Raw genomic sequence first — 23,872 nt, forward strand, 5'->3', positions numbered from 1 at the left:
CCATGGGGCGGAGCGGGGCGTCAGCGCACGCCGCGGCGGCGGATGGCTTCCGTGGTGAAGTCCTTGGCCTCGCCCTTGACGTTCCACTGATAGGCCGGCTGCGGCCGCTGGTTGGTCACGGCGGTCACCATGTAGTTGCCGTTGCTCAGGTCGGCCGTCACGAAGTTGGTCTGGAACATGACGCCGGCGTCATAGGCCTGGACCAGCGGATAGGTGTAGACCCGCCACAGATTGCCGCGCCCGTCGTAGCCGTCGGCGAGCGCGATGATGTGGCTGTCCTCGTCCAGGTAGAACACGCGCTTGGACAGGACGTGGGACATGCCGGGCTTGAGGGTCGCTTCCAGCACCCACACCCGATGCAGCTCCCAGCGCGTCAGCTCGGGCTTGAGGCCGCCCTTGTCGATCATGTCCGCGTACTTGAGCGAGGGATCCATCTGGCGGTAGGCGTTGTAGGGGATGTACATCTCCTTCTTGCCGACCAGATTCCAGTCGTAGCGGTCGATCGCGCCCTGGAATCCCCAGTAGTCGTCGGTGGTGCGCATGCCTTCGGTGCCGTCGTCGACGTTGTCGTAGGCCAGGTCGGGGGCGCGGCGCACGCGGCGCTGCCCGGCGTTGTAGATCCAGGCCTGGCGGCCCGCGCCGGGTTTGGTGTAGTCCACCGAGTCGCGGACCAGGTAGATGGTGCCCAGCAGGGTGGAGGGCGCGTCGTATCCGGCGTAGATCATGAAAGCCAGATTCTCCTCGTGGGGGACGACGTTTTGCCCCTGGACCATGTGCTCGCAGAAGCCCACGCGGTAGTAGTCGCCCGAGGCGCGCACCGGCAGCCAGTCGCGGCAGGCCTTGTAGCCGCCGAAATACTTGGTGGTCTGGTTGTAGATGGCCTCGACGCCGGTCTTGGGCACGGGGAAGGGCGTGCCGGGCACATCGTAGTTTTCGATGCCCAGGCCGACGATTTTCGCCTTGGCCGCCTTTTCCTTGGTGGCGGCGTAGATTTCGGGCGGGTTGGCGAAGGTCCGGTGCGTCTTGTAGACCGGCATGGCCTGGTTCGGGAATTTCTTCAACAGCGCGGCCATGCCGGGGGAGACCTTGTCGCCGTAGCTGTCCACATTGGCGGCGGTGATGGTGAAGAGCGGTTTTTCGTCCTTGAAGGGATCGATGTAACCCATCTTCGGGTCCCAGCCGGAGGGCGGCTGGGTCAGGCCGCCGGTCCAGGCGGGAATGGTGCCGTCGGCGTTGCCGGCCATGATGGCTCCGTTTGGCGTCAGATCCTTGCCCAGGCGGGCGAGTTCGTCCGGGCTCATCTCGGCATGGGCCCCGGGCGCCAGGATGCCGATCGTCAGGGCGCAGGCGAGCGCCGGGAATGCGTGCTTCGTCATGTTCTGGTCTCCTCAAGGGGGCTTAGAAGTTCATGCTCAGGGTGGCGGAATAGAAGTCGCGGTCGCGCTGCGCGTCGTAGTCGGCGTTGCGGTTGAAACGGATTGCATTCAGGCTCAGGGAGTAGTTCTTGTTGTAGGTGAAGCGCGCGCCCAGGCCCAGGGCCTGACGTCCTTCGGCGAACTGACTGTCGATCGACCAGCCCTGGACGTCGTGCGACCAGAATATGCTGGGCTGGACGGTGATGCCGCTGTTGAGGACGTTGTTGTAGGTCAGCTCGGCCTTGAGCCGGTAGCCCCAGGCGAAGTTGGTCATGTAGCCCTTGTTCTTGCAGCCTTCCTTGGAAATGTTGATCGCCGAGCACGGCACGCCGTAGCTCGCGTCCGGTCCCGGCCCGAAGATGAATGGGCGGCCGTAGCGCAATGCGTCGGTGTCCAGGTCGTTCCACTGAAAGCCAACCTCGCCGATCAGTAGGTACTGGTCGGCGGCCAGAATGCCGTTGCCCACCTTGATGCCGTTGAGCTGGAACTGGGTCTTGTTGGCGCGGGTATAGCCTTGCAGGTAGCCGTCGCTATTTCGTGCCGCCATAGCTCCATTCCCATACGGACCGAACGGGATTGCCATTCCTGGTGCGATGACGCCGGTGGCACCCATTGCCCCTAGAAACAGGTCGTTCGCATCGATCTGAACTGGAACTCCTCGGCTGTGGCTCAGTTCGGCACCTACGGACACGCCCATGACATTAGTGGCCAGGCTCAGGCCGTAGATCTTGATGTCCTCGGGGTATTCCCACTGGACGGCGAATGGGATGAGAGATCCAGACGCGCTGTAATCACCGTAGTGCATCGATACCGCCGGGGTTCGTGCATGGATCTTCATCGCGTATACACCAATCTCGGAGTCGATTGGTTCGGCGTAGGTGCGGAAGGCGACACCGAACTGGCCGGTGTTGCTGGGCTTGTCCCCGTCCAGGGTGCCGACATAGGCACCCGAGCGGTAGCCGTCCGCACTGCTGCCCGCGACGCTCACCGCGTTGCCGCAGCTATTGGGATACAGGCCGACCGAGCCGCCCGCGACAGCCCAGTAATTGCCACAGGCCGAGTCGATCGCCGTGTTTTTCCATTGCAACTGGTAGAACATCTCGACGCTGCCGAGATTGCCCAGGCCCTGGTTGACCGAGACGAGTGGGACGGGCAGGAGGATTTCCTTGACCTGGGATCCGGGCATGCGCGCGGAGGTCAGATCGATCGGGTTGATCTGGTTGATGCCCTGGATGAACAGGCTTTCGCCCCAGTTGATGACCTGGTTGCCCGCTCGTACCTGCAGGGGCTGCCCCGCGAGGGTAAAGGTGTCGTAGACATAGGCGTCCAGCAGGTCCACGCCGCTGAAGCGGTTCAGGCGCTCGAAACCGTCGTCTGACAAAGGCCTGTTCGGGCGGTAGCCGTTGGCCTGGTTGCCCAGGTGGACGTCGAGGTTCTTTTGTCCGTAGTCGTACCAGGCCCGGCCGCGCAGGAAGGCACCCATGGTGCCTTTCTTGAGTTCGACCTCGGAGATCAGCTTGAGTCGGGACGAGATCACATCGCCCTTGTCATAGTTGAGGTTGCCCTCGTCGATGGTGTTGTTGCCGGTGCCGTCGGCGCGGCCGCGCGCCGCCCCGTTGCCCTGTCCGTACAGCGCAGAGTCCTGGCCGCGGGCGCGGACGCTGGTTTCCAGCGATATGCTCGAGCTCCAGTTGCCCTGCCAGTCGCCCAATTGGAAATCCGTGGCTTGCGCGCCGCCCGGGCCGGCCGCGCCGAAGGCGCCGGCCAGGCAGAGCGCGAGAATGCTTACTCGGTTCTTCATGTGTGTCTCCTCTGTGGTTGGGTACGGCTGCCCTCCTGGGGGCCGCTTCCTCTGTGGGAATGAGGGGCGCCTGTCACGGCGGGTGGGTGTGGGTCATGGAATGGGGTCCGTCGGTTTGGGATGGTCGATAGGATTTCGGCAGGCTCAATAGGATTTCGGCAGGCCGAGCACCTTTTCGCCGATGAAGCACAGGATCAGCTGCTCGGTGATCGGCGCGATCCGGGTGACGGTGACTTCGCGCAGCAGGCGTTCGACGTGGTATTCCTTGGCGTAGCCGAAGCCCCCCATCGTCATCACCGCCTGCAGGGCTGCGTCGTAGCCGGCCCGCGCGCCGAGGAATTTCGCGGTATTAGCCTCGGCGCCGCAGGGTTTGCCGCCGTCGTACAGCCAGGCGGCCTTCATCGCCATCAGCCAGGCGGCTTCCAGCGCCATCCAGCGTTCCGCCAGCGGATGCTGGATGCCCTGGTTCTGGCCGATGGGGTGGCCAAACACCACGCGTTCCTTGGCGTATTGCGTCGCGCGCCGCAGCGCGTCCTGGCCGATGCCGATGGCCTCGACGGCGATCAGGATCCGTTCGGGGTTCAGGCTGTGCAGGATGTAGCCGAAGCCCTTGCCTTCCTCGCCGATGCGGTCGCCTTCGGGCACGAACAGCTCGTCGATGAAGATGGCGTTGGAATCGACCGCGGCCCGGCCCATCTTGGGAATGCGGCGCACTTCGATCTTCGAGCGGTCCAGGTCGGTGTAGAAGATCGTGATCCCGTCGGTGGGCCGTGCGCAGTCCTCCAGGCGCGTGGTGCGCGCGAGCAGCATGATCTTGTTGGCGACCTGGGCGGTGGACGTCCAGACCTTCTGCCCGCGCACGACGTAGCCGCCATCGACCTTCTCGGCGAAGGTCTTGATCGCCGTGGTGTTGAGCCCCGCGTCCGGCTCGGTGAAGCCGAAGCAGCATTGGTCCTGGCCCTGGATCAGGCGGGGGATCCAGCGCGCCTTCTGCTCGTCCGAGCCGAAGACGACGATGGGGTGGGGGCCGAACAGGTTGATGTGCACGGTCGAGGTCGCGGCCATGCCGCCTCCGTGGGAGGCGACCTCGTGCATCATGATCGCCGCCTCGGTCACGCCCAGGCCGGCGCCGCCGTATTCCGCCGGCATGGTGATGCCCAGCCAGCCGGCGGCGGCCATCGCCTGGTGGAACTCGCGGGGGAATTCGCCGCTGGCGTCCCGGGCGAGCCAGTATTCGTCGTCGAAGCGGCCGATCACCGCCGCGACGCCGTCGCGGATGGCCTGGTGATCTGGGTCGATGGAGAAATTCATGACTGCGTTCCTGTTTTTCAGTAGGGCGATGAGCCGGCGCGCGCCGCCGCGGGGTCAGGCCTGCGCGGCGGCCAGGACGCGCCGAGCCTGGGTGAGATGGGGTCTGTCGTACATCCGGCCGTCGATGCCGATGGTGCCGGCCTCGGGCGCGGCGGCGAAGGCGTCGACCACCCGCCGGGCGAAGGCGAGGTCCTCGTCGCTGGGGGAATAGCAGCGGTTGATGGTGTCCACTTGCGCGGGATGGATGGCGATGCGGCCGGCGAATCCCTGCCGCCGGGATGCGATGCAGTCCCGTTCGAGGCCCTCGGCATCGCGGAAATCCGCGTACAGGGTGTCGATCGGCGCCACCGCCGCGGCCGCCGCGCCCAGCAGGCATGCGGCCCGCGCCAGCCGGTACACGTCCGCGAGGGCGCCGTCCTCGCGGCGGTTGGTGCTCGCGCCGAGCGCGGCCGACAGATCCTCGGCGCCCCAGGTCAGGCCGAGCAGCCGCGCATGCGCGCGCCGGTATCCTCTGACGTTCAGCAGGGCGGCCGCGGTTTCGGTGGCTACCACCAGGATGCCGACCGACCCGGGCGCCATCCCGGCGCGCGCTTCCAGCGCGTCGAGATGGTGGCCCAGGCGGGTCACGTCCTCGATGCCGTTGGCCTTGGGCAGCACGATGCCGTCCAGTCCCGGGCCGACGACGGCGGCGAGATCGGCCAGGCAGTGCGGCGTGTCCAGCGGATTGACGCGCACGAAGAGGGCGGGGCGCGATTTCGGATGGGCCGACTGCAGGAAGGCGGCCGCGGTCGAGCGGGCGATGCCTTTGCGCGCGTCCGCGACGGCGTCTTCGAGGTCGAGGATCAGGGCGTCGGCGGCGCTGTCGCGCGCGCGCAGGAGCTTGCGGGTGCTGTCGCCGGGCACGAAGAGCAGGGAGCGCAGTCTCATCATGCGGGCCTCCGGTGCATCAGGGCCTGCCGTGTACAGGTGACGACCAGTTCGTCCGCCTGGTTGAATCCTTCGTGGCGGAACGTGACGATGCCCTGCCGCGGCCGGGATTGGCTGTCGCGCAGCGCCACCACCGTGGTGGCCGCGCGCAGCGTATCGCCCGCGAACACCGGCGCGGGGAAGCGGGTTTCGCTCATGCCGAGGTTCGCCACGGTGGTGCCCAGGGTCGTGTCCTGCACCGACAGGCCGATGATCAGGCCCAGCGTGAAGATGCTGTTGATCAGCGGCCGGCCGAATTCGGTATGGGCGCAGTAATCGGCGTCGATATGGATCTGCGCGGGGTTGTAGGTGGCCCCGCAGAACCAGACGTTGTCCGCCTCGGTGACGGTGCGCCGGATTTCATGGCGGATTTCCTGCCCCACCTGAAATTCCTCGAAGAACAAACCGGCCATGCCAGTCTCCGGAATAAGTAACTAGGAATATAGTATGGTACATTACAGCATGCTTGCGTACTATGCAAGCGCTCTTTGCCCCGCCGTCCCGCGTTCCGCATGGCTCCGAATGGCCTCGAAGGGCCTCGAATGGGCGGATGTCCTTTGGGGATGCCGTTTTTCGATGGTGCACAAAGGCTGCGCGGATGGCGCCTAACTAAAGTTGGGTGCGGCGGAGGGGGCCGGTGCCTAACTTAGGGTGGGTGATCTTTGGGCGCCGCCGGGAGACAGTCGGACATCGACAAACAGTCGGACATCGACAAACGACAGGGAGACAACGATGAAGGTCATCGTCATCGGAGGCGGGCCCGCCGGCTGTGCGGCCGCCTACACGCTCGACAAGCAGAAGCATGCGGTGCAGCTGTTCGAGGCCGCGGACGGGGTGGGCGGCAGGACCAGGCAGCTCCACCGGGACGGTTTCAACCTGGCCACGGGCGCGCTGTTCCTGATGGGGGGGATCTACCCGCGGACCTCGGCCCTGCTCCGGGAAATGGGCTGCGATGCCCAGCTGGTCCCCTGGGGCGGCGCCGCCGAGTTGCTGGACAGCGACGGGGCGCGCTACCCGGTCAGCTTCGTGTCCCTGCCCAGCTATCTCAAGGTGCCGACGCTGACCCTGGGCGACCGCCTCAGGATGGTGGCGAGCATGGTCCGCCTCATGCTCGGCGGCGGGGCCGCCAATCCCTTCGACGGCGGCGACCTGGCCCGTTTCGATTCCGGCGAGGATCTGGAGTCCTGGTCGCGCAGGAGCCTGGGCGAGCGGCCCTACGAATACATCGTGCGCCCCATCATGGATTTCCTGTATGCGGTGCCCGCTTCCTGGCTGTCGACGCCGTTTCCGCACGCCATCATCCGCCAGGCGCACCGCATGCGGCTGTCGGTGCCGCCCGGCGGCGTCGGCCAGGTCAGCGAATGGCTGATCGGGGCGGCCCGGCGCACCGAACTGCACCTGTCCACGCCGGTCGAGCGCGTCGAGCGCCTGGACAAGGGCTGGCGCGTGTGGGCGGACGGGCAGTCCTACGAGGCGGACGGCCTGGTGATGGCGACGGAGGCCTTCGTCGCGGCGCGGCTCCTGCAGCCCCATCTCCCCGAGGCCGCCCATCGGACCCTGATGGAGGCGCCCTATACCGAATATGCGCACGTCGCCATCGGCTACCGGACCAACCCCTGGCCGCGCCACCGCTCGGACATCGTCCTGCCGGTCGGCCCGGGCGAGACCCGCAATGTCGGCGCCCTGGTGCTGCACAGCCGGCGCCATCCGGGCTCGGTGCCGGCGGGCGGCGAGGTCGTCGGGGTCTATTTCAACACGCCTCCCCTGGCGCAGATGAGCGATGCGGACATCGAGCGCGAAGCCCTGGCCGAGACCCTGCGGGCCTTCGGCCCCGCGCCGGCGCCCGATTTCGTCCATCTCTTCCGCTACGACCGCGGCCTGACGATCGCCGGGCCCGGCCACTATGGCCGGCTCGACGCGGTGCATGCCGCCATGCCGCGCGGCGTGTGCCTCGCGGGGGATTATTTCTCCCAGGCCGGGGTCGAGGCGGCGGTGTTCAGCGGCGAGCGCGCCGCGCTGCGCCTGGGCCGGCAGCTGGGCGCCGTCTAGGGTGGATGTATTGATTGATAGCATATAGTATGCTATCGTACTTAAATCGAACCTACTGATGGAAAACTGAATGATCGAGCGCAGGCTTTTCGGACCAGAACACGAGATGTTCCGTGACACTGTGCGGAAATTCATCGATCGGGAGATCCGCCCCTATCACGAGCAATGGGAAAAGGACGGCATCGTGTCGCGCGATGTCTGGCTCAAGGCGGGCGAAGCCGGCCTGCTGTGCTGCACCGTCCCGGAGGCGTACGGCGGCCTGGGCCTGGATTATCTCTTCGACGTGATCGTGTTCGAGGAAATCGCGCGCTGCGGGTACACCGGGCCGGGCTTCCTGATCCATTGCGATCTGGTTGCGACCTACATCAAATCGTTCGGCACCGAGGCGCAAAAGCAGCGCTGGCTGCCGAAGATGGTCAGCGGCGAGGCGATCGGCGCGCTCGGGATGACCGAGCCCCATGCGGGTTCCGATCTGAAGAACATCCGCACGCGCGCGGTGCGCGACGGCGACGACTTCGTGATCAACGGCCAGAAGGTCTTCATCTCGAACGGGCAGATGTGCGACGTCCTCGTGCTGGCGGCCAAGACCGATTCCAGCAAGGGCGCCAAGGGCATCACGCTGTTCCTCGTCGACACCAGCCTGCCGGGCTTCAAGCGGGGCAGGAATCTCGAAAAGCTCGGACTGAAGGCGCAGGACACGTCCGAACTGTTCTTCGAGGACCTCAGGGTGCCGGCCGACGCCATGCTCGGGGAGGAAGGGCAGGGCTTCGCGCTGATGATGACCAAGCTCTCGCAGGAGCGCCTGGCCCAGGCGATCCGCTCCGCGGTCGTGGCCGAGGAGGTGATCGACTACACGGTGGAATACACGGCCGGCCGCGAAGCGTTCGGCAAGACGATCGGCGACTTCCAGAACACGCGCTTCAAGCTCGCCGAGCTGCATACCGAGGCGGTCATCGGCCGGGTGTTCACCGACCACTGCATCCAGCTCTTCATGGACGGGAAGCTCGACGCGCTGGATGCGGCCATGGCCAAGATGTGGCTTTCCAACCTGCATTGCAAGGTGGTGGACGAATGCCTGCAGCTCTTCGGCGGCTGGGGCTACATGTGGGAATACCCGATCGCGCGCGCCTACGCGGATGCGCGCATCGTCAAGATCGCCGGCGGATCGATCGAAATCATGAAGCACCTGATCGGCCGCGCGCTCTTCGATGCCCGCAAATCCCCCCGGACCGCCGGCCGCTGAGCCGCCGGCCGCGCGTTTCTCAAGGAGGCAAGAACATGCTGTTCGCTGAAGACTGTATGGCCGGAAAGCGCATCCTCATCACCGGCGGCGGGACGGGCATCGGCAAGGGCCTGGCCCGCCACCTCGCGGCCCATGGCGCGCAGGTCCACATCTGGGGCCGGCGTTCGCAGGTGCTGGCGGACGCCGCCGCCGAAATCAACGCGGAAGTGGGCGACAGGGTCCATTGGCAGGCCGTGGACATCCGCGATGCCCAGGCCGTGGACGACGCCATGGCGGAGATCTGGTCCGGCCACGGTCCGCTCACCGGGCTGGTGAACAACGCGGCCGCGAATTTCATCGCTCCAACGAAGAACCTGAGCCCGCGCGGGTACGAGGCGATTTCCTCGACGGTCATGGACGGCGCCTTCTTCACGACCCAGGCGGCCGGCAGGCGCTGGATCGACCAGGGGCTCAAGGGCTCGGTGGTGTCCACGCTGGTGACCTGGATCTGGACGGGCTCGCCCTATGTCGTGCCTTCCGCCATGGCCAAGGCCGCGGTGCATGCCATGACCATGTCCCTGGCCGTCGAGTGGGCGCGCCATGGCATCCGCCTGAACGCGGTGGCCCCCGGTCCCTTCCCGACCGACTACGCCTGGCAGATGCTGAATCCGACCGAGGAAAGCTCGGTGGGCGCCACCCAGGCCGATCAGGTGCCCGCCGGCCGCTACGGCGAAATTTCCGAGCTGGGCAATCTGGTGCTGCTGCTGCTGTCGGACGGCTGCGACTACATCACCGGCGAGACGATCGCCATCGATGGCGGCCACCATCTCGCGGCGCCCTCGACCTTCGTCGGCCTCAATGCCATGAGCGATGCGCAATGGGAGCAGGCCAAGGCCAAGGCCAAGGCGGCGAGCGAGCAGAGCAAGGCGCAGCGCAGCGTGTGAATGCCGCCGCCGGCGCGGACGAACGGATTTTTATCGAAGACGAAGGAGACAGGTGTGCGAGGACTCAAGGACAAGGTTGCGCTGGTGACGGGCGCGGCGAGCGGCATCGGGCTGGCGATCGCCCGGCGCCTGGCGGCGGAGGGCATGGCGGTGGGCGTGCTCGACCTGAACGCCGAGGCGTCCGCCGCGGCGGTGGAAGGGATCCGCGCCGCCGGCGGCACGGCCGAGGCCGAGACGTGCGACATCACGGACTTCGGTTCGGTCACGCGTGCCGTCGAGTCGATCGAGGCCCGGCTGGGCCCCACCTGGGCGCTGGTCAACAACGCCGGCTGGGATACGCCGATGGCGTTTCTGGAGACCAGGCCCGATTTCTGGCGCAAGGTCGTGGACATCAACTATCTCGGACCGCTGCAGATGACGCATGCCGTGGTCGGCGGCATGGTCCGCCGGGGCGGCGGCGGGCGCGTGATCTTCATCGCCTCGGATGCGGGCCGGGTCGGCTCCTCCGGCGAGGTCGTCTACTCGGGCTGCAAGGGCGCCACGATCGCGTTCTCCAAGGCCCTGGCGCGCGAGGTCGCGCGCAACAACGTGCTGCTGAACTGCGTCTGCCCCGGGCCCACCGATACCCCGGCGATGACGGCGTTCGTCGGCACCGGCGAGCAGGGCGAGAAGATCCGCAACGCGATGGTCCGCGGCGTGCCGCTGGGGCGCATCGGCGTGCCCGAGGACTATCCGGGCATGGTGGCCTTCCTGGCGAGCGACGACGCGGCCTTCATCACCGGCCAGACGCTGAGCATCTCGGGCGGCCTGACGATGCACGGCTGAGCGGCGCGCGGCCCGCCGGTCTTTTCACATTCACGATTTCAGGAGCAGAGCACATGAGCCAGACATTCAAGGACATTCTCTATACGGTGAGCGAGAACGCCGTCCACATCACCATCAATCGCCCGGAGGTGTACAACGCGTTCCGCACCCAGACGGTCGAGGAACTGATCCAGGCCTTCCGCATGGCCGACGAGGAAAAGACCGTCAATTGCGTGATTTTCGGCGGGGCGGGCGACAAGGCCTTCTGCACCGGCGGCGACCAGAAGGTCCACCTGTCCGACGACGGCCTGTACGGCCCGCGCGGCATGGTGGGCCTGCCCATCGAGGAGCTGCAGTCCGCCATCCGCGACTGCCGCAAGGTGGTGATCGCCCGCGTCCAGGGCTATGCGATCGGCGGCGGCCACGTGTTCGCCACGATCTGCGATCTGACGCTGGCCGCCGATACGGCGCAGTTCGGCCAGATGGGCCCCAAGGTCGGCTCCGCCGATCCCGGCTTCGGCACCGCCTACCTGGCCCGCATCGTCGGCGAGAAGAAGGCGCGCGAGATCTGGTTCCTGTGCCGCCGCTATACGGCGCAGCAGGCGCTCGAGATGGGGCTGGTCAACAAGGTCGTGCCCAAGGACGAGCTCGATGCCGAGTGCGAGCTCTGGGCGGCCGAGATCAATGCGCTCAGCCCGACCGCGCTCGCGCTGAGCAAGCGTTCGTTCAATGCCGACAGCGAGAACATCCGCGGCATCAGCTTCATGGGCGTCGCGGCGGTCAAGGGGTTCTACCAGACCGAGGAATCCAAGGAAGGCGTGCGCGCGTTCAACGAGAAGCGCAAGCCCGACTTCAAGAAATACGCATCGTGAGGCGTGGCCTGCCGTGACCGATCAGAACATCAAGACGGCGCTGGGCGAGGACGGCGTCCTGCTGGCCCGCATCGACATGCCGGGCCGCAGCATGAACGTCTTCTCCCTGGAGATGATGGACTCCCTGGAGCGCCTCCTCGACCGGGTCGAGTCCGATGAACGGATCGTCGCGGTGGTCCTCGCCTCGGGCAAGGATTCCTTCCTGGTGGGCGCGGATCTTTCGATGATCCGGATGTTCACCGAGCGGGCGCGGACCGACACGCACGACCAGCTCGTGGACCTCTGCGGCCGGCTCGGCCGGCTCTTCCGGCGGCTGGAACGCTCGGCCAAGCCGTTCGTCGCGGCGGTCGACGGCCTGGCCCTGGGCGGCGGGCTGGAACTGTGCCTGGCCAGCCATGCGCGGGTGCTGTCCGACCGCAAGCGCGTCGCGCTGGGGCTGCCCGAGATCAAGCTCGGCCTGCTGCCGGGGGCGGGAGGCACGCAGCGCCTGCCCCGGCTCATCGGCGTCCGGCGCGGCCTGGACATGCTGCTGCGCGGCGAGCCCGTGCGCGCGGATGCGGCGCTCGCCTGCGGGCTGGCCGACGAGATCGTGCCCGCCGACCAGCTGATCGACCGGGCGCGGGCCAAGGCGCTGAGCATGGACGGCGGCAAGCCCCGCCATCTCACCGGCGCGTTCTACGATACCGACGACGAGGAGATCCGGCCCGGCGACGCGGGGGCGCATGAACGCATCGCCCGGGCGCTGGCGCTCGATGACGCCCTGCTGGAACGCTATCCGGCCTATCGGGCGATCATGGACTGCGTCATCCAGGGCTGGGCCATGCCGATCGACCTCGCGCTCGACAACGAGATGGATGTTTTCGTGCGCCTGATCCAGGATCCGGTGGCGGGCAACATGGTGCGCGCGCTGTTCCTGGACCGCCAGCGGTCCCTGAAGTCGCTGGACATTCCGCTGGAGGTTCCGCCGGAGGCCGGCGGCGTGCCGGTCGGGACGTGCGGCCCGGACGAGGCCGGGCTGGCCGCCGGCTGCGCCGCCGGCGTGTGGGCGGCGCCCCGCGGCCCGTACGGCCAGGCGGTCGAGATCCTCTGGGACGGCGATCCCCAGGCGCGCGTCGCCGCCCTGATCGCCGCGCGCAGCCTGCGGCCCGACGCGGTCCTGGTGACGCCGGGCAGGGATCTGGTCCTGGCCGCCCTGGCGCGGGCCGCGCAGGCGGCGCAGGCCCGGGGCCTGCCGCCGGAGTACGGGGTGGCGCTGCGGGCGCAGGAGGCCGCCGAAGCGGGGCGCGTGACCGACGAGGCGCTGCTCGACAGCGCGGCGGTGGTCGCCGGGATCATGCCCGCATGGACGGGCGGACCTTTCGCGTTCCTGCAGCGCGTCGGCCGGGCCGAGTGCGAGCGGCGGGCCGAAGCCGCCGGCCTGTCGGCCGGCGACCGGCCCCGGGCGGCCGCGGACTGCCCGTGACGCTTCGCAGGAGACCGGGCCCGTGTTGAACCGCGACTTGATCGGCTATCGGCTGCCGGTGTTCACGGAGCTCGTGAGCGCTGCGGAGCTGGCGGCATTCGCCGCCGCCGTCGGTGTGGCGGCGCCCGGCCCGGACGAAGGGGCGCCGCCGACCTTCATGAAGGTGCTGGAGGGGCGCAACGACAGCTCGCGCCACATCATGCAGACGGTATTGGGCGCGGATCTGGCGCATATCCTGCATGCCGAACAGCATTTCGAGTACCTGGCGCCCATCCGGGCCGGCATGCGGGTCCAGGTGGCGCGCCGGATCGCCGACATCTACGAGCGGCGCCGGGGCGCGCTCGAATTCGTGTCGATCGAGACGACGTTTTCCAATGACGAGGGCGAGGTGCTGGGGCGTTCGCGCCAGCTGGTGCTGGTGCGCCATCCGAAGGAGGAGGCATGAGTTCATGAGTGCCGATGGAGGGAGCATGGCTGCTGTCGATGGAGGGAGCATGGCTGTGGTCGATGGGGGAGGCACGGCTGCCGTGCGCATGCCGGAAGCGGTGTCCGGCCCCGCCGTGCTGCACGAGGCCGGCGCCGCATTCTCGCCCGAGGATCTGAGGCGCTATGCGCAGGCGTCCGGCGACCACAACCCGCTGCATCTGGACCCCGCCTTCGCCCGCAGGGCCGGGTTCGACGGCCTCGTCGTGCATGGCATGCTGAACATGGCGCGCCTGGGGCGCATGCTGACGCGGCATTTCGATGCCGGCAGCATCCGCGGCTTCGGCGCCCGCTTCGAGAGCGTGCTGCTGGTGGGGCAGGCCACGACGATCGGCATGAGCCTGACCGGATATGAAGGCGGCGTGGCCAGGGTGGCGCTGCTGATGCGGGCGCAGGACGGGCGGCGGATCGTCAGCGGCCATGCCGACGTCCGGCTCTCCGAGGAGGAGCTCCTGCGGAGATTCCGCCCCGCATTGCACTCCCCGGTCGAGTCCTAGACGGGGTCCCAGGTGAAGACGTCGCCCGAGCGGGCGAGGGGATAGAAGTCGTTCTGGAACATGGGCAGGACGCGCTCGATGATCGTCTCCGGCGTCCAGCCGTCGGAGGTGTGCGCCGTGCGCAGCAGGCGGGGCTGGGTGAACAGATAGATCTCGTTGTTGCGCACGCCGAAGATCTGTCCCGTGACTTCCCGCGCCTGGTCGCTGGCCAGGGCCACGACGAAGGGCGCGATCTTTTCCGGGATCAGTTTCTTGAGCCCTTCGACGCGCTTCTGCTGTTCGGGCGTGTCGGCGGGAATGGTGCCGACCATGCGCGTCCATGCCCAGGGCGCGATGGCGTTGGAGCGGACATTGGACCGCTGCATGTCGATGGCGATGGCTTTCGAGAGCGCCGCCACCCCGAGCTTGGATGCAGCGTAGTTGGCCTGGCCGAGATTGCCGATCAATCCGGAACTGGAGGTGATGTGGACGTAGACGCCGCCGTTCTGGGCCTTGAAGTGGGGGGCCGCCGCGCGGCTGACGTGGAACGCGCCGCTCAGGTTGACGGCGACCACCGCGTCGAATTCCTCGCGGCTCATCTTGTGGAAGATCGCGTCGCGCACGATCCCCGCGTTGTTCACCACGATGTCGATCCGGCCGAAGGCGTCGATGGCGGCCTGGACCATGGCATGGGCCTGGTCCCAGTCGGCGACCGAGTGCGTGTCGGCGGCGGCCTCGCCGCCCGCCGCGCGGATTTCTGCGACGACCTCGTGGGCGGGCCCCTGGTCCAGGCCTTCGCCGGCGGCCGATGCGCCGATGTCGTTGACGATCACCTTGGCGCCGGCGGCGGCCAGGGCGAGGGCGATGCCGCGGCCCACGCCTCGGCCGGCCCCTGTGACCAGGGCGACTTTTCCGCTCAGTAGTCTGTGTTCCATTGTGTCTCCGGAATTGAATGTCGGGCCTCGCCGCGGCAGCCGCGGCGAGTATTGTAATCATATCATATGGTATGATATGATACTAATTAATGTGGGGCGGCCGCGCGCATCGCCGGATGCATGGGCCGCCTGTCCTGAAGCCGTGCTGGGGCGCCATGTCCATCCTGTTCTCTCCGCTGCGGATCGGCCCGATGATGCTCGACAACCGGGTCTTCGTCTCTCCCATGTGCCAGTACAGCGCCCGGGGCGGCCTGGCCGGCGACTGGCACTGGCAGCACTACGGCTCGCTGGCGGTCGGCGGTGCCGGCGCGCTCACCCTCGAAGCCACCGCGGTCGCGCCGGAAGGCCGCATCACGGCCGGCTGTCTGGGGCTCTACGACCCGCGGCAGGAAGCCGCGCTGGCCGCGCTGGTGGCCCATCTCAAGCGGCTGGCGTCGATTCCCATCGGCATCCAGCTCAGCCATGCGGGCCGCAAGGCGGCCTGCCGCACCCCCTGGGATGGCGGCGGCGCCTTGTCCATCGGCACGGGCTGGCCGGTCCTGGGGCCGTCGGCGCTGCCCTTCGGCGCTGAGCGTCCGCTGCCGGTCGAGATGAACGAAGCGGATATCGAGCGCGTGACCGAGGCCTTTGCCGGCAGCGCGCGCCGCGCCCTGCGCGCCGGGCTGGATTACCTGGAACTGCACCTGGCGCATGGCTATCTGCTCGCCAGCTTTCTCTCGCCGCTCGCCAACCGCCGCACGGACGCCTATGGCGGCGCGCTGGCCAACCGCCTGCGCTTCCCCCTGGCCGTGGCGGCCGCGGTGCGCGCCGTGTGGCCCGCGCACAAGGCGCTCGGCGCGCGCATCGACGCGCACGAGTGGATCGAAGGCGGGCGGCCTTTTTCCGAGACGCTCGAAGTGTGCGCGGCGCTGCGTGGGGCGGGCGTCGATTTCGTCTGCATATCGAGCGGCGCGGTCGCCGAGGGGGTGCGGATCCCCGCGGCCCCCGGCTATCTCCTCGGATACGCCGGGCGCGTCCGGCGGAAGACCGGCATGCCGGTGCGCGCCGTGGGCATGCTGCATCGGCCCCGCATGGCCGAGCGGGCGGTCGCCGACGGCGACGCCGACTGCGTGGCGCTGGGGCGGTCTTTCCTGTTCGATCCCCGCTGGGCGATGAAGGCCGCGCATGTCCTGGGCGCGGGAGATCTGTTTTCGCGGCAGTTCCAGCTTGCCGGGCCCGCCCGCTGGCATCCCGGGAGGGCCCTGGCCGCGGCCCTGAACGAACCGGCCTGAAAGCGGGCGGACCGCGTCTTCCGAAGGCGGCGCCAATCCAATCATGAGGAGTATGGCTATGCGGTATGCATCCGTGTTTCATCCCGAGGTCTTCAGCGGGCAGACCATCGTCGTCACCGGCGCGGGCAGCGGGATCGGCCGCTGTACCGCGCACGAACTCGCGGCGCTGGGCGCGCACGTCGCGCTGGTCGGGCGGACCGAGGAAAAGTGCGCGCGGGTGCGCGACGAGATCGTCCAGGACGGCGGGCGCGCCAGCGTCCATGCGTGCGACATCCGCGACGAAGGCGCGGTGATCCGCGCGATCGACGGCGTGCTGGAGCTGACCGGCCGGCTCGACGGCCTGGTCAACAATGCGGGCGGCCAGTGGATGACGCCGCTGCGGGACATCAGCACGAACGGCTTCGACGCGGTCGTGCGCAACAACCTGACGGGCGGCTTCATCTTCATGCGCGAAGCCTATGCGCGCTGGATGGCGGCGCATGGCGGCGCGATCGTCAACATCATCGCCGACATCTGGCATGGCTGGCCGAATTTCGGCCATTCCGCCGCGGCGCGCGGCGGCATGCTCACGCTGTCCGAAACGGCGGCCTGCGAGTGGGCCGCCGAGGGCGTGCGCGTCAATACCGTGGCGCCCGGCGGGATCGCGTCCAGCGGCTTCGACCGCTATACCCCGGAGGCGCGCCGCGAGCTGCGGAAATACGCCGCCAAGGTGCCGCTCAAGCGCTTCGGCACCGAGGCCGAGGTCTCGGCCGCGATCGTCTTCCTGCTGTCGCCGGCGGCGGCCTACATCACCGGGACCTGCATCCGGGTGGATGGCGGCACGCCCAACGCCCGCCAGACCTGGACGCTGGGTGAAACGTCGCGCAGCCGGCCGTTCGAAGGGTTCCACCGGGCCGAGGCGCCCGCCATGCTGAGCGAAGCGGATTGAGGCCATGGCGCGTATGGATCTGATGGGCGCACCGAATTTCCGGGACCTCGGCGGGTGCCGTGGCGCCGGGGGCGGCACGGTCCGGCCGGGGCGCGTGTTTCGCTCCGAGGCGCTGGCGCGCCTGACCGACGAGGACCTGCGGCGGGTCGCGGCCTTGGACATCGGGCTCGTCTGCGACCTGAGGGCCGCCGACGAGCGGCAGCGGGCGGAGAGCCGCTGGCCTGCCGGGCGGGCGGCCAGGACCCTGTACAGCGCGCGGGCCGATGCGCTTGCGGCCGTCCGGATTTCCGGCTGGCGCGAACGCATCGCCGATCCGGCGTTCGATGCCGAGGCGGCGCGCCAGTGGATCCTGGGCGCCTATGCCGCCATGCCGCGTCTGTTTGCCGAGGTGCTCGCCGAGCTGTTCGCGGCACTGGAGGGCCCCGCATCGCCGGTGACGCTGGTGCATTGCACGGCCGGCAAGGACCGCACGGGGTTCGTCTGCGCCATACTGCTCTTCGCCCTCGGCGTTTCGCGCGACGATGTATTCGAGAACTACCTGCTGACCCGCGCCCGTTGCCCGCCGGCCGAGCTGGTCCGCGGGCTGCTGGGGGACGAGCTGGAAGGGCTGCCGCCGCGTGCGCTGGATGCGTTGCTGGTCATGGCCGACGTGCGCGAAGAATACCTGATGGCGGCCCTGGATTGCATCGGGCGGGATTTCGGCGGCATCGACGCCTATTTCAGGGTCGCCTGCGGTTTGACTGCGGCCGGGCATGCGGGCTTGCGCATGCGTTTGCTGGCCTGATCCTTGGGCCGTCCTTCTCTGGATGGCGTATCGAGAGCAAGGCTGTGGCGGCGCGCCGCGGCCCCTTCGGGAGGTGTCTGATGCATGCCGGAAGAAAACCGCTGCCGCCCGGGCAGTTCGAATACCCCAGTTTCGACCGTTTCGGCCTTGGCCATTTTGCCGGACGGTTCCCCCATAACCCCGATAACGTCGAACTCTCCATTGGCGGCGACGTCCGGCGGGCGGTGATACTGGGCGCGGAACTGGAAACCCTGCCCCGAGTGGAGCAGATATCCGATTTCCACTGCGTGACGACCTGGTCGTACAGGGGGGTGCGCTGGCGCGGAGTGCGGTTTTCGGATTTTTATCATCGTCTGGTCGTGCCGCTGGCCCAGCCGCTGGATGGTGCGACATTCGTCGTCTTTCGGGCCCAGGACGGCTATGCCTGCTGCATGCGGTTGTGCGACTTGCTGGCCGACGATGTGTTGCTGGCCGACGGGATCGGCGACGGGGGGCTGGGCATCGAACATGGCGCGCCGCTGCGCCTGGTGGCGCCGGCCCATTATGGATACAAGAACGTCAAGCATCTCGCCGCGATCGAGTTCTGGAAGGACAGGCGCAATTACCGCTTTCCCTTTCCCTATCCGGATCTGATGGATCATCCGCGCGGCAGGGTGGCCTTCGAGGAACGGGCCAGATATGTGCCGGCGTGGTTGATCAGGATCGTGTATCGCGCGCTGATGCCCGGGGCGCGGCGCAAGATGCGCAAGGCGCTTGAGCATTACAGGGACGGCTTGTAATAATACTAATACATATGGTATGATACAGTTCTAAATTAAAATAATCGTGCCGGATCCGGCTTTGCGCAGCATGTGTCCCCCCAGGCGGGGTCCGGCGGCGACAGGCCAAAGAACAGGAGACATCAGTGGATATGGACAAGAATCGCCCCGATCCGGCATGGATCGGGCAATTGCGCCGGCGCTTTCCCTGTGAACGGGAAATCGACCGCATCCTGACGCGCAAGCTGAGCCGGCGTGCCGGGCCGCCTTTCGCTCCGGTGACGATCGAGCAGCTGGTCGGCGGCATCGAGGCCCTGTTGCGCGCCGAAGGCATCGGCGACCATGCGATCCATGCCCCCCGCTGGCTTTCCGGCGGCGCTTCCAAGCTGCAGATGGCGTTCGATCTGGAATGGGAGCGCCCGGGCGCCGGCCGGGAGAAAACCGCCATGGTGCTGCGGATGGAGCCGGCCGAATCGATCGTCGAGACCAGCCGCCTGCGGGAATTCCAGATCATCAAGGCGCTCGAGGGCACGGTGCCCGTGCCGCCCGTCTTCTGGTGTGACGCCGAAGGCGAATTCCTGCCCTATCCGGCGCTCATCTACGGCTTCGCCCCGGGGGTGACCAAGCCCGACCAGGGGGCCAGCGGTGTCTCCGGGCTGGGGACCGTCCTGCCCGCGCCGCTGCGCGCGGATCTGGCGCCGCAGTTCGTCGATTTGCTGGCGCGGATCCATCGGCATGACTATTCCGGTGACGCGCTCGATGCCTTCGAGCATCCCGCCACGGGCACGACCCAGTGCGCCGAGTGGGGCGTGAACTGGTGGGAGCGGGTGTGGACCGAGGACTGCGAGGAAGACGTGCCGATGATGCACCTCGCGGCCGCCTGGCTGCGGCGCAACCTGCCGGTGCTCGATCGGGCCTCGGTGGTGCATTCCGATTACCGGACCGGCAATTTTCTGTACACCGAACACGACCGTCGGATCACGGCCCTGCTGGATTGGGAACTGGGACGGATCGGCGACCGCCACCAGGATCTGGCCTGGACGACCAACCGCGCATTTTCTTCCATGGCCGAGGACGGCACCACCCGGCTGGTGTGCGGCCTGCTGCCCGAGGAAGACTTCTACGAACAGTACGAAAAGGCCTCGGGCCTGACCGTGGATCCGGGGAAAGTACATTGGTACAAAGTCTACAACGCCTATAGCATCGCTGTGCTGACGCTGGGCACCGGCTATCGGATCGCCCTGAACGGCAAAACCCACCAGGATATTCTGGTCACCTGGCTGATCGGCATCGGCGGGATGATCGTCGATGAAATGAGAACCCTGATTCAGGAGGCGAACTGACATGCAGATGCGGCCCGAAATCCAGATCCGCTCCATGATCAAGGCTCTGACCGAAGTGGTCATCCCCGCCGTGTCGAGCGACAACAAGTTGGCGGTGGAGCAGGCGCAGCTCGTCGTCGGCATGCTCAAGCTGATGCAGGCCCAGATTCCCCTCCAGTTCCGCTTCGACGTGGACGAGCTCAAGCGCCTGGTCGATACGGCCGGCACGCTCGCGGCCCTGGACGCCGTGGACGGCGGCACGCTCGCGGCCCTCGGCGAAGTCGCGGCGGCCCGCGACCGGGCGGCGGACGTCCTGGGCCGCTGCGGGGCCGATCCCGGGGAGCTCCATGCCGCGATCATGGAGATGCGCGCTTCTCTGTGCGCGCTGGTCGATGCCTGCGCCGCGGGCGGCTCCGCCGACGAGCGGGAGCATATCGAGTCCGTGCTGCTCGCCATGTCCGAAGCGCAGCTGCTGCGCGACCGCGCCCTGATGAAACCGCAGTGCTGGGAGTCCGCCGCCTCGGCCCCGCCCGACATCGAGGCGCTGCTCGATTGAGCCGGGCCGGCCCCATCCTCCGCGTGCATCTCCGTGGGCTGCCGCCGGTCGGCCGGACAGCGGCTCGGACGACCGCCGTATCGTCCGTGGCAGCCGTCCGATATAATTGCCCCCTTCCCGGGCCAGGTCCGCGGCGCTTGCCTGGTACCCGACCGGAGTGGATGGGATGATCGATCCGCAGTTCAAGGAAGTCTCGGCGCTGGTGCAGCGGGCCGTGAATGCGAGACCCGTCTCCCGCTGGGAAAATCGCGGACCGAATCATCTGGCGATCGAGTCGTACGTGACCGTGCCGCCGTCCGTCATCATCATTCCGCCGCTGCCCATGGCGATGATCGCGGTGCATTTCGGCACGAAGATCGACGCCTATGCCGGTCCGTCGAGCCAGGACATGCCGACCGTCGCCATGCCCTATCGCGTGATGCTGGTCCCCGGCGACGTCGAGATGCATTTCCGCAGCCCCGACAAGATCCTCTGGTTCCAGCTCCTGTATACGTCCGGGGACGCCCACCAGGCCCTGAAAAAGGTGATCGGCGATCATCGCGTGCCGCTGCAGATCAACGATGCGCTGCTGCCGGCCCTGTCGCGCCAGATGTTCGAGATTTCCTCTTCGCCCACCGCGCCGCGGCCGGTGCGGTACGTGGAGCGCATCATCGACGCCATCACCGCCCAGCTGGAATGGCTGGCGCTGGGGAACCGCAGCGGCGACATGATGCGCACCTCGGATCCGGCGATCAACGAGACGGTGCTGTATATCCATGCGCATGTGAGCGAGCCGCTGACGATCGCCCATCTCGCCCTGCTGCAGAAGATGTCGGCCAGCCTGCTGCGGCACCGGTTCCTGGCGGTGATGGGCATGCCGATACACCGCTACATCATCCAGTATCGGGTGAAACTGGCGCATCACCTCATCGAGGAAAGCAGCCTGCCCCTGACCAAGATCGCCACCCAGTGCGGCTTTTCCTCCCTGGCCCACATGGTTTCGACGTTCAAGCGGGTGCTGGGCGTGACGCCCGGCTCCTATCGCAAGAAGAGTGCGGCGCCTGATTGAGGCGCCGGTCCGATGGATGCCTCGTCAAAGGGCTTGTGCCGTGGACGGTAAGTTGTGGTACACTTATCCGTCTTTGCCGCGACGTGCAGAATGATTCCATGAAAAACGCGCGGCACTGATCTTGTCCTTCTTCCTTTGCCGGCCGCGCCCGATCCCGGGCCCTCGTTTCCGGCAGCACCTCGCTTGCAGCGAACACCCCTGCGAGCCAGCCGCGGGCAGAGTTCAACCGCACGCGCTTTGCGCCCCCATTGTTTCATCGGATGTCCGGCTCCATTGACGGCATCGAAAGGTTTTCATGTATCCATCCATACAGGTCGGCAAGTACCTGGTCTCTCCCCTGGTCCGTCGCGATCATGGCGGCCGGTATATTGCTTCCGTCTCCATCCGCAGCGGCCGCGCCAGCATGACCCACGACCGCCTGATGCGGTTCACGCCGCTCTTCGAGTCGGCCCAGGCCGCGGCCGAGTTCGCCAAGGCCGAGGCATTCAGCTACATCCGGGCGTGCGCGCAGCCGGCCAGGCCGGCGTGGCTGCGCCCGCAGGCGGCCGGCGCATCGCATGCGTCCGGCCCTTCATTTGCGACCAACTGAAATTGCGACAAATTGAAAGTGTGATTGTGTCGCACGCAGTAAACCCCCATAGTGGGGGTGGGGAAAGTTTCCCTTTTACCTTTAGGAAAGACATTGACTACAGAAATCGGCATCGTGAAATGGTTCAACAGCGAAAAGGGATTCGGCTTCATCATGCCCGAATCCGGCGGCAAGGACCTGTTCGCGCACTACTCGGAGATTCAAGGCTCCGGACACCGATCCCTTGAAGAAAACCAGCGCGTCTCTTTCGTGTCCGCAGTCGGACAGAAAGGCCCGCAGGCCACCAAGATCCAAATTCTCTGATGTCCGGCGAGTCACCGCCTCCGGGCGGTGATCCGCGGGAAGTCACAGTGCGGCCGGGCCCCCTGAAACAGGGGGCCCGGCTTTTTTGCGGGCGCCCGGCGGGGCGCCCGCCTGCCGGAGCAGGCCGCGGACAAGTCGCGGGACCTGCGCACCCGCACCGGCGCCGGACTGCATCTAATGCTGCGCTGCCGCCGGTCAGTCGCTCGGTTGCTGGTCGGTCGCTCTGCCGCCTGCCGGTGCCGCGCCGTTGCGGTCAGTGCCTGGCCGTCGAGCGTTTGACCGTTGTGTGGGTGCTTCGTCGCCGGTCAGTGCTTGGCTGTCGTGTTGGGGGCTTCGTCGCGCAGGAGGAACTGCCGCACCGTGGCGGGCAGGTGGGCGGCCAGCCAATCGGCCATGGCTTCCTCCTCGGCCAGGCTCTGCTCGCACAGCCGCTTGGTTTCCGTGTCCCCGCAGGTCTCGGCGGCGGCGATGAGCGCCTTGTAGCTGGCGATCTCCATATGCTCGAAGGCGTAGCTGGCGAGGCTCGCCTTGACCACCTCGTCGGAAACGAACATGCCGCTCAGGCCCTGGGCCATGGCCATCATCTTCCCCGTGATGTCCTTGATGGCCGAGGTGTCGCCGCCCAGCCGTTCGATGCATTGGCGGACGCGCAGCGCCTGCTGCCGGGTCTCCTCGACGTGCTGCTCGATCCGGGCCCGCAGCTCGGGATAGTGCTGCAGCCGCTCGGCGGTGGCCGTCAGCATCTTCTCGGCCTGCTCTTCCATTGCATGGGCGTCGCGCAGCCAGTCCAGCAGATTCTCTTTCATTTCGGTAGCCATGGTTTTCCTCTTCGCGTAAGCAGTGTCGGGCACGCTGCCGGCGGCAGCGTCGCGCAGGAGCAGCCGGCATTGCGCGGCCCACCCTGCGGGAAGCCGCAGCAAGGGTTGTGCCCGGTCGTGGGGAAATCGCTGCCTTTGAGGAGCCCCATGGAATGGGAGTGGAGATGCGCCTGGGACGGCTGGATTTTCCTTCTCTGGTTCGGCAGGGTTCGGCAGGATCAAATCCTGCTTTCAAGAAGGGAAGCCATCATGCGAACCACGCAGCAACTCAGCATCACCTTGCCCAATGAATTGGCCGATGTCGTGAAATCCAAGGTGCGGACAGGCGAGTATGCCAGCGAAAGCGAGGTCATCCGGGATGGGCTGACATGCCCTGCTGGCCCGGGATCGTGCTGTCGAAAGCTGGCTACAGCATCAGGTTGTCCCTGCCTATGACGCGCTCAAGGCTGATCCGTCCCGCGCGGTAACGCCGGAACAGGTACGCGCACGTCTGGCTGCCGAGCACGCAAAGATCCGATGAGTGACCGCGTGGTTTTTTCACCCGAGGCGTTGGAGCAACTGGGGATCCATATCGCTATGTCGCTCAGGCGGCCTCGCCGAACATCGCGGCGGACTATACCGATGCCATCGTCACGTATTGCGAAGGCTTGGCGACCCAAGGCTGTCAGGCGACATGACAAACTGACCCCCTGGCGACATGGAGAACTGACCCCTTCATGATCACATCAGGAGGGATCATCCATGCAAGAAGCCGA

24 protein-coding genes and 1 pseudogene are annotated in these 23,872 nt (G+C 67.1%); 18 read left to right on the plus strand and 7 right to left on the minus strand.

Annotated features, from left to right (window positions below; genetic code table 11):
* Window positions 1-20: 20 nt before the first annotated feature.
* The 5 genes from HNR28_RS16555 to HNR28_RS16575 all read right to left on the minus strand — a co-directional run bounded on the left by HNR28_RS16555 (window position 21) and on the right by HNR28_RS16575 (window position 5,906).
* Complete coding sequence (locus HNR28_RS16555) at window positions 21-1,376, minus strand: DUF1329 domain-containing protein (RefSeq protein WP_151023912.1); 1,356 nt, start codon at window positions 1,374-1,376, stop codon at window positions 21-23.
* A 22-nt stretch (window positions 1,377-1,398) separates the two neighbouring features.
* Window positions 1,399-3,216 (minus strand): DUF1302 domain-containing protein, encoded by a 1,818-nt coding sequence (locus HNR28_RS16560; protein WP_151023911.1) that lies wholly within the window; start codon window positions 3,214-3,216, stop codon window positions 1,399-1,401.
* A 144-nt stretch (window positions 3,217-3,360) separates the two neighbouring features.
* Window positions 3,361-4,527, minus strand: coding sequence for an acyl-CoA dehydrogenase family protein (locus HNR28_RS16565; RefSeq protein WP_151023910.1), 1,167 nt, complete (start codon window positions 4,525-4,527; stop codon window positions 3,361-3,363).
* 54 nt (window positions 4,528-4,581) lie between these two features.
* Complete coding sequence (locus HNR28_RS16570; RefSeq protein WP_242404199.1) at window positions 4,582-5,457, minus strand: HpcH/HpaI aldolase/citrate lyase family protein; 876 nt, start codon at window positions 5,455-5,457, stop codon at window positions 4,582-4,584.
* The gene (locus HNR28_RS16575) at window positions 5,454-5,906 is read right to left on the minus strand and encodes a MaoC family dehydratase (protein WP_043683908.1); all 453 of its coding nucleotides are present in this window, start codon (window positions 5,904-5,906) and stop codon (window positions 5,454-5,456) included. The genes HNR28_RS16570 and HNR28_RS16575 overlap by 4 nt, the downstream gene beginning before the upstream one ends.
* A 319-nt stretch (window positions 5,907-6,225) precedes the next feature.
* Between HNR28_RS16575 and HNR28_RS16580 the strand changes: the two genes are divergently transcribed.
* The 8 genes from HNR28_RS16580 (at window position 6,226) to HNR28_RS16615 (ending at window position 13,826) form a co-directional block, all read left to right on the plus strand.
* Window positions 6,226-7,542 (plus strand): protoporphyrinogen/coproporphyrinogen oxidase, encoded by a 1,317-nt coding sequence (locus tag HNR28_RS16580; protein ID WP_043683906.1) that lies wholly within the window; start codon window positions 6,226-6,228, stop codon window positions 7,540-7,542.
* A gap of 70 nt (window positions 7,543-7,612) precedes the next feature.
* Window positions 7,613-8,785: an acyl-CoA dehydrogenase family protein gene (locus HNR28_RS16585; RefSeq protein WP_043683903.1), complete on the plus strand. Its 1,173-nt coding sequence runs from the start codon at window positions 7,613-7,615 to the stop codon at window positions 8,783-8,785.
* A gap of 35 nt (window positions 8,786-8,820) precedes the next feature.
* Window positions 8,821-9,708, plus strand: a complete 888-nt coding sequence (locus HNR28_RS16590) for an SDR family oxidoreductase (protein ID WP_043683901.1) — start codon at window positions 8,821-8,823, stop codon at window positions 9,706-9,708.
* A gap of 54 nt (window positions 9,709-9,762) precedes the next feature.
* Window positions 9,763-10,533, plus strand: a complete 771-nt coding sequence (locus HNR28_RS16595) for an SDR family oxidoreductase (protein ID WP_043683899.1) — start codon at window positions 9,763-9,765, stop codon at window positions 10,531-10,533.
* A 53-nt stretch (window positions 10,534-10,586) separates the two neighbouring features.
* Entirely contained in the window at window positions 10,587-11,384 is a 798-nt protein-coding gene (locus HNR28_RS16600) for an enoyl-CoA hydratase-related protein (RefSeq protein ID WP_043683897.1), read from the plus strand.
* Window positions 11,385-11,397: 13 nt separating this feature from the next.
* Entirely contained in the window at window positions 11,398-12,846 is a 1,449-nt protein-coding gene (locus HNR28_RS16605; protein WP_221291712.1) for an enoyl-CoA hydratase-related protein, read from the plus strand.
* Between the two features lie 22 nt (window positions 12,847-12,868).
* A complete protein-coding gene (locus tag HNR28_RS16610; protein ID WP_084330693.1) occupies window positions 12,869-13,291 on the plus strand; it encodes an FAS1-like dehydratase domain-containing protein in 423 nt (140 codons plus the stop codon).
* Between the two features lie 49 nt (window positions 13,292-13,340).
* On the plus strand, window positions 13,341-13,826 hold the full coding sequence (locus HNR28_RS16615; RefSeq protein ID WP_198408271.1) for a MaoC family dehydratase: 486 nt from the start codon (window positions 13,341-13,343) through the stop codon (window positions 13,824-13,826).
* On the opposite strand, the gene HNR28_RS16620 is transcribed toward HNR28_RS16615, so the two are convergent.
* Window positions 13,823-14,740, minus strand: a complete 918-nt coding sequence (locus HNR28_RS16620; protein WP_043683895.1) for an SDR family NAD(P)-dependent oxidoreductase — start codon at window positions 14,738-14,740, stop codon at window positions 13,823-13,825. The two genes, HNR28_RS16615 and HNR28_RS16620, sit on opposite strands and share 4 nt — an antisense overlap.
* Window positions 14,741-14,895: 155 nt before the next feature.
* Between HNR28_RS16620 and HNR28_RS16625 the strand changes: the two genes are divergently transcribed.
* From HNR28_RS16625 to HNR28_RS16665, 9 genes are all read left to right on the plus strand, one after another.
* Entirely contained in the window at window positions 14,896-16,011 is a 1,116-nt protein-coding gene (locus HNR28_RS16625; RefSeq protein ID WP_043687303.1) for an oxidoreductase, read from the plus strand.
* 58 nt (window positions 16,012-16,069) lie between these two features.
* On the plus strand, window positions 16,070-16,939 hold the full coding sequence (locus tag HNR28_RS16630; protein WP_151025266.1) for an SDR family oxidoreductase: 870 nt from the start codon (window positions 16,070-16,072) through the stop codon (window positions 16,937-16,939).
* 4 nt (window positions 16,940-16,943) lie between these two features.
* Window positions 16,944-17,723, plus strand: coding sequence for a tyrosine-protein phosphatase (locus HNR28_RS16635; protein ID WP_084330692.1), 780 nt, complete (start codon window positions 16,944-16,946; stop codon window positions 17,721-17,723).
* A gap of 44 nt (window positions 17,724-17,767) precedes the next feature.
* Window positions 17,768-18,502 carry a molybdopterin-dependent oxidoreductase gene (locus HNR28_RS16640; protein WP_148304970.1) on the plus strand — a complete coding sequence of 245 codons (735 nt, stop codon included), beginning with the start codon at window positions 17,768-17,770 and terminating at the stop codon, window positions 18,500-18,502.
* Between the two features lie 131 nt (window positions 18,503-18,633).
* Complete coding sequence (locus HNR28_RS16645) at window positions 18,634-19,824, plus strand: phosphotransferase family protein (protein WP_151025267.1); 1,191 nt, start codon at window positions 18,634-18,636, stop codon at window positions 19,822-19,824.
* 1 nt (window position 19,825) lies between these two features.
* Window positions 19,826-20,359 carry a hypothetical protein gene (locus HNR28_RS16650; RefSeq protein WP_043683887.1) on the plus strand — a complete coding sequence of 178 codons (534 nt, stop codon included), beginning with the start codon at window positions 19,826-19,828 and terminating at the stop codon, window positions 20,357-20,359.
* 166 nt (window positions 20,360-20,525) lie between these two features.
* The gene (locus tag HNR28_RS16655; protein WP_052355865.1) at window positions 20,526-21,407 is read left to right on the plus strand and encodes an AraC family transcriptional regulator; all 882 of its coding nucleotides are present in this window, start codon (window positions 20,526-20,528) and stop codon (window positions 21,405-21,407) included.
* 295 nt (window positions 21,408-21,702) lie between these two features.
* Entirely contained in the window at window positions 21,703-21,996 is a 294-nt protein-coding gene (locus HNR28_RS16660; protein WP_052355864.1) for a hypothetical protein, read from the plus strand.
* Between the two features lie 93 nt (window positions 21,997-22,089).
* Window positions 22,090-22,299: a cold-shock protein gene (locus HNR28_RS16665; protein WP_043683885.1), complete on the plus strand. Its 210-nt coding sequence runs from the start codon at window positions 22,090-22,092 to the stop codon at window positions 22,297-22,299.
* Window positions 22,300-22,604: 305 nt separating this feature from the next.
* On the opposite strand, the gene HNR28_RS16670 is transcribed toward HNR28_RS16665, so the two are convergent.
* Entirely contained in the window at window positions 22,605-23,117 is a 513-nt protein-coding gene (locus HNR28_RS16670) for a ferritin-like domain-containing protein (protein ID WP_043683884.1), read from the minus strand.
* Between the two features lie 249 nt (window positions 23,118-23,366).
* On the opposite strand from HNR28_RS16670, the pseudogene HNR28_RS18585 reads away from it, so the two are divergent.
* Window positions 23,367-23,637 (plus strand): annotated as a pseudogene (locus tag HNR28_RS18585) (ribbon-helix-helix domain-containing protein).
* The last annotated feature ends 235 nt before the right edge of the window (window positions 23,638-23,872 follow it).

The sequence above is a fragment of the Castellaniella defragrans genome (genome assembly GCF_014203015.1).
Lineage (GTDB): Bacteria > Pseudomonadota > Gammaproteobacteria > Burkholderiales > Burkholderiaceae_B > Castellaniella > Castellaniella defragrans.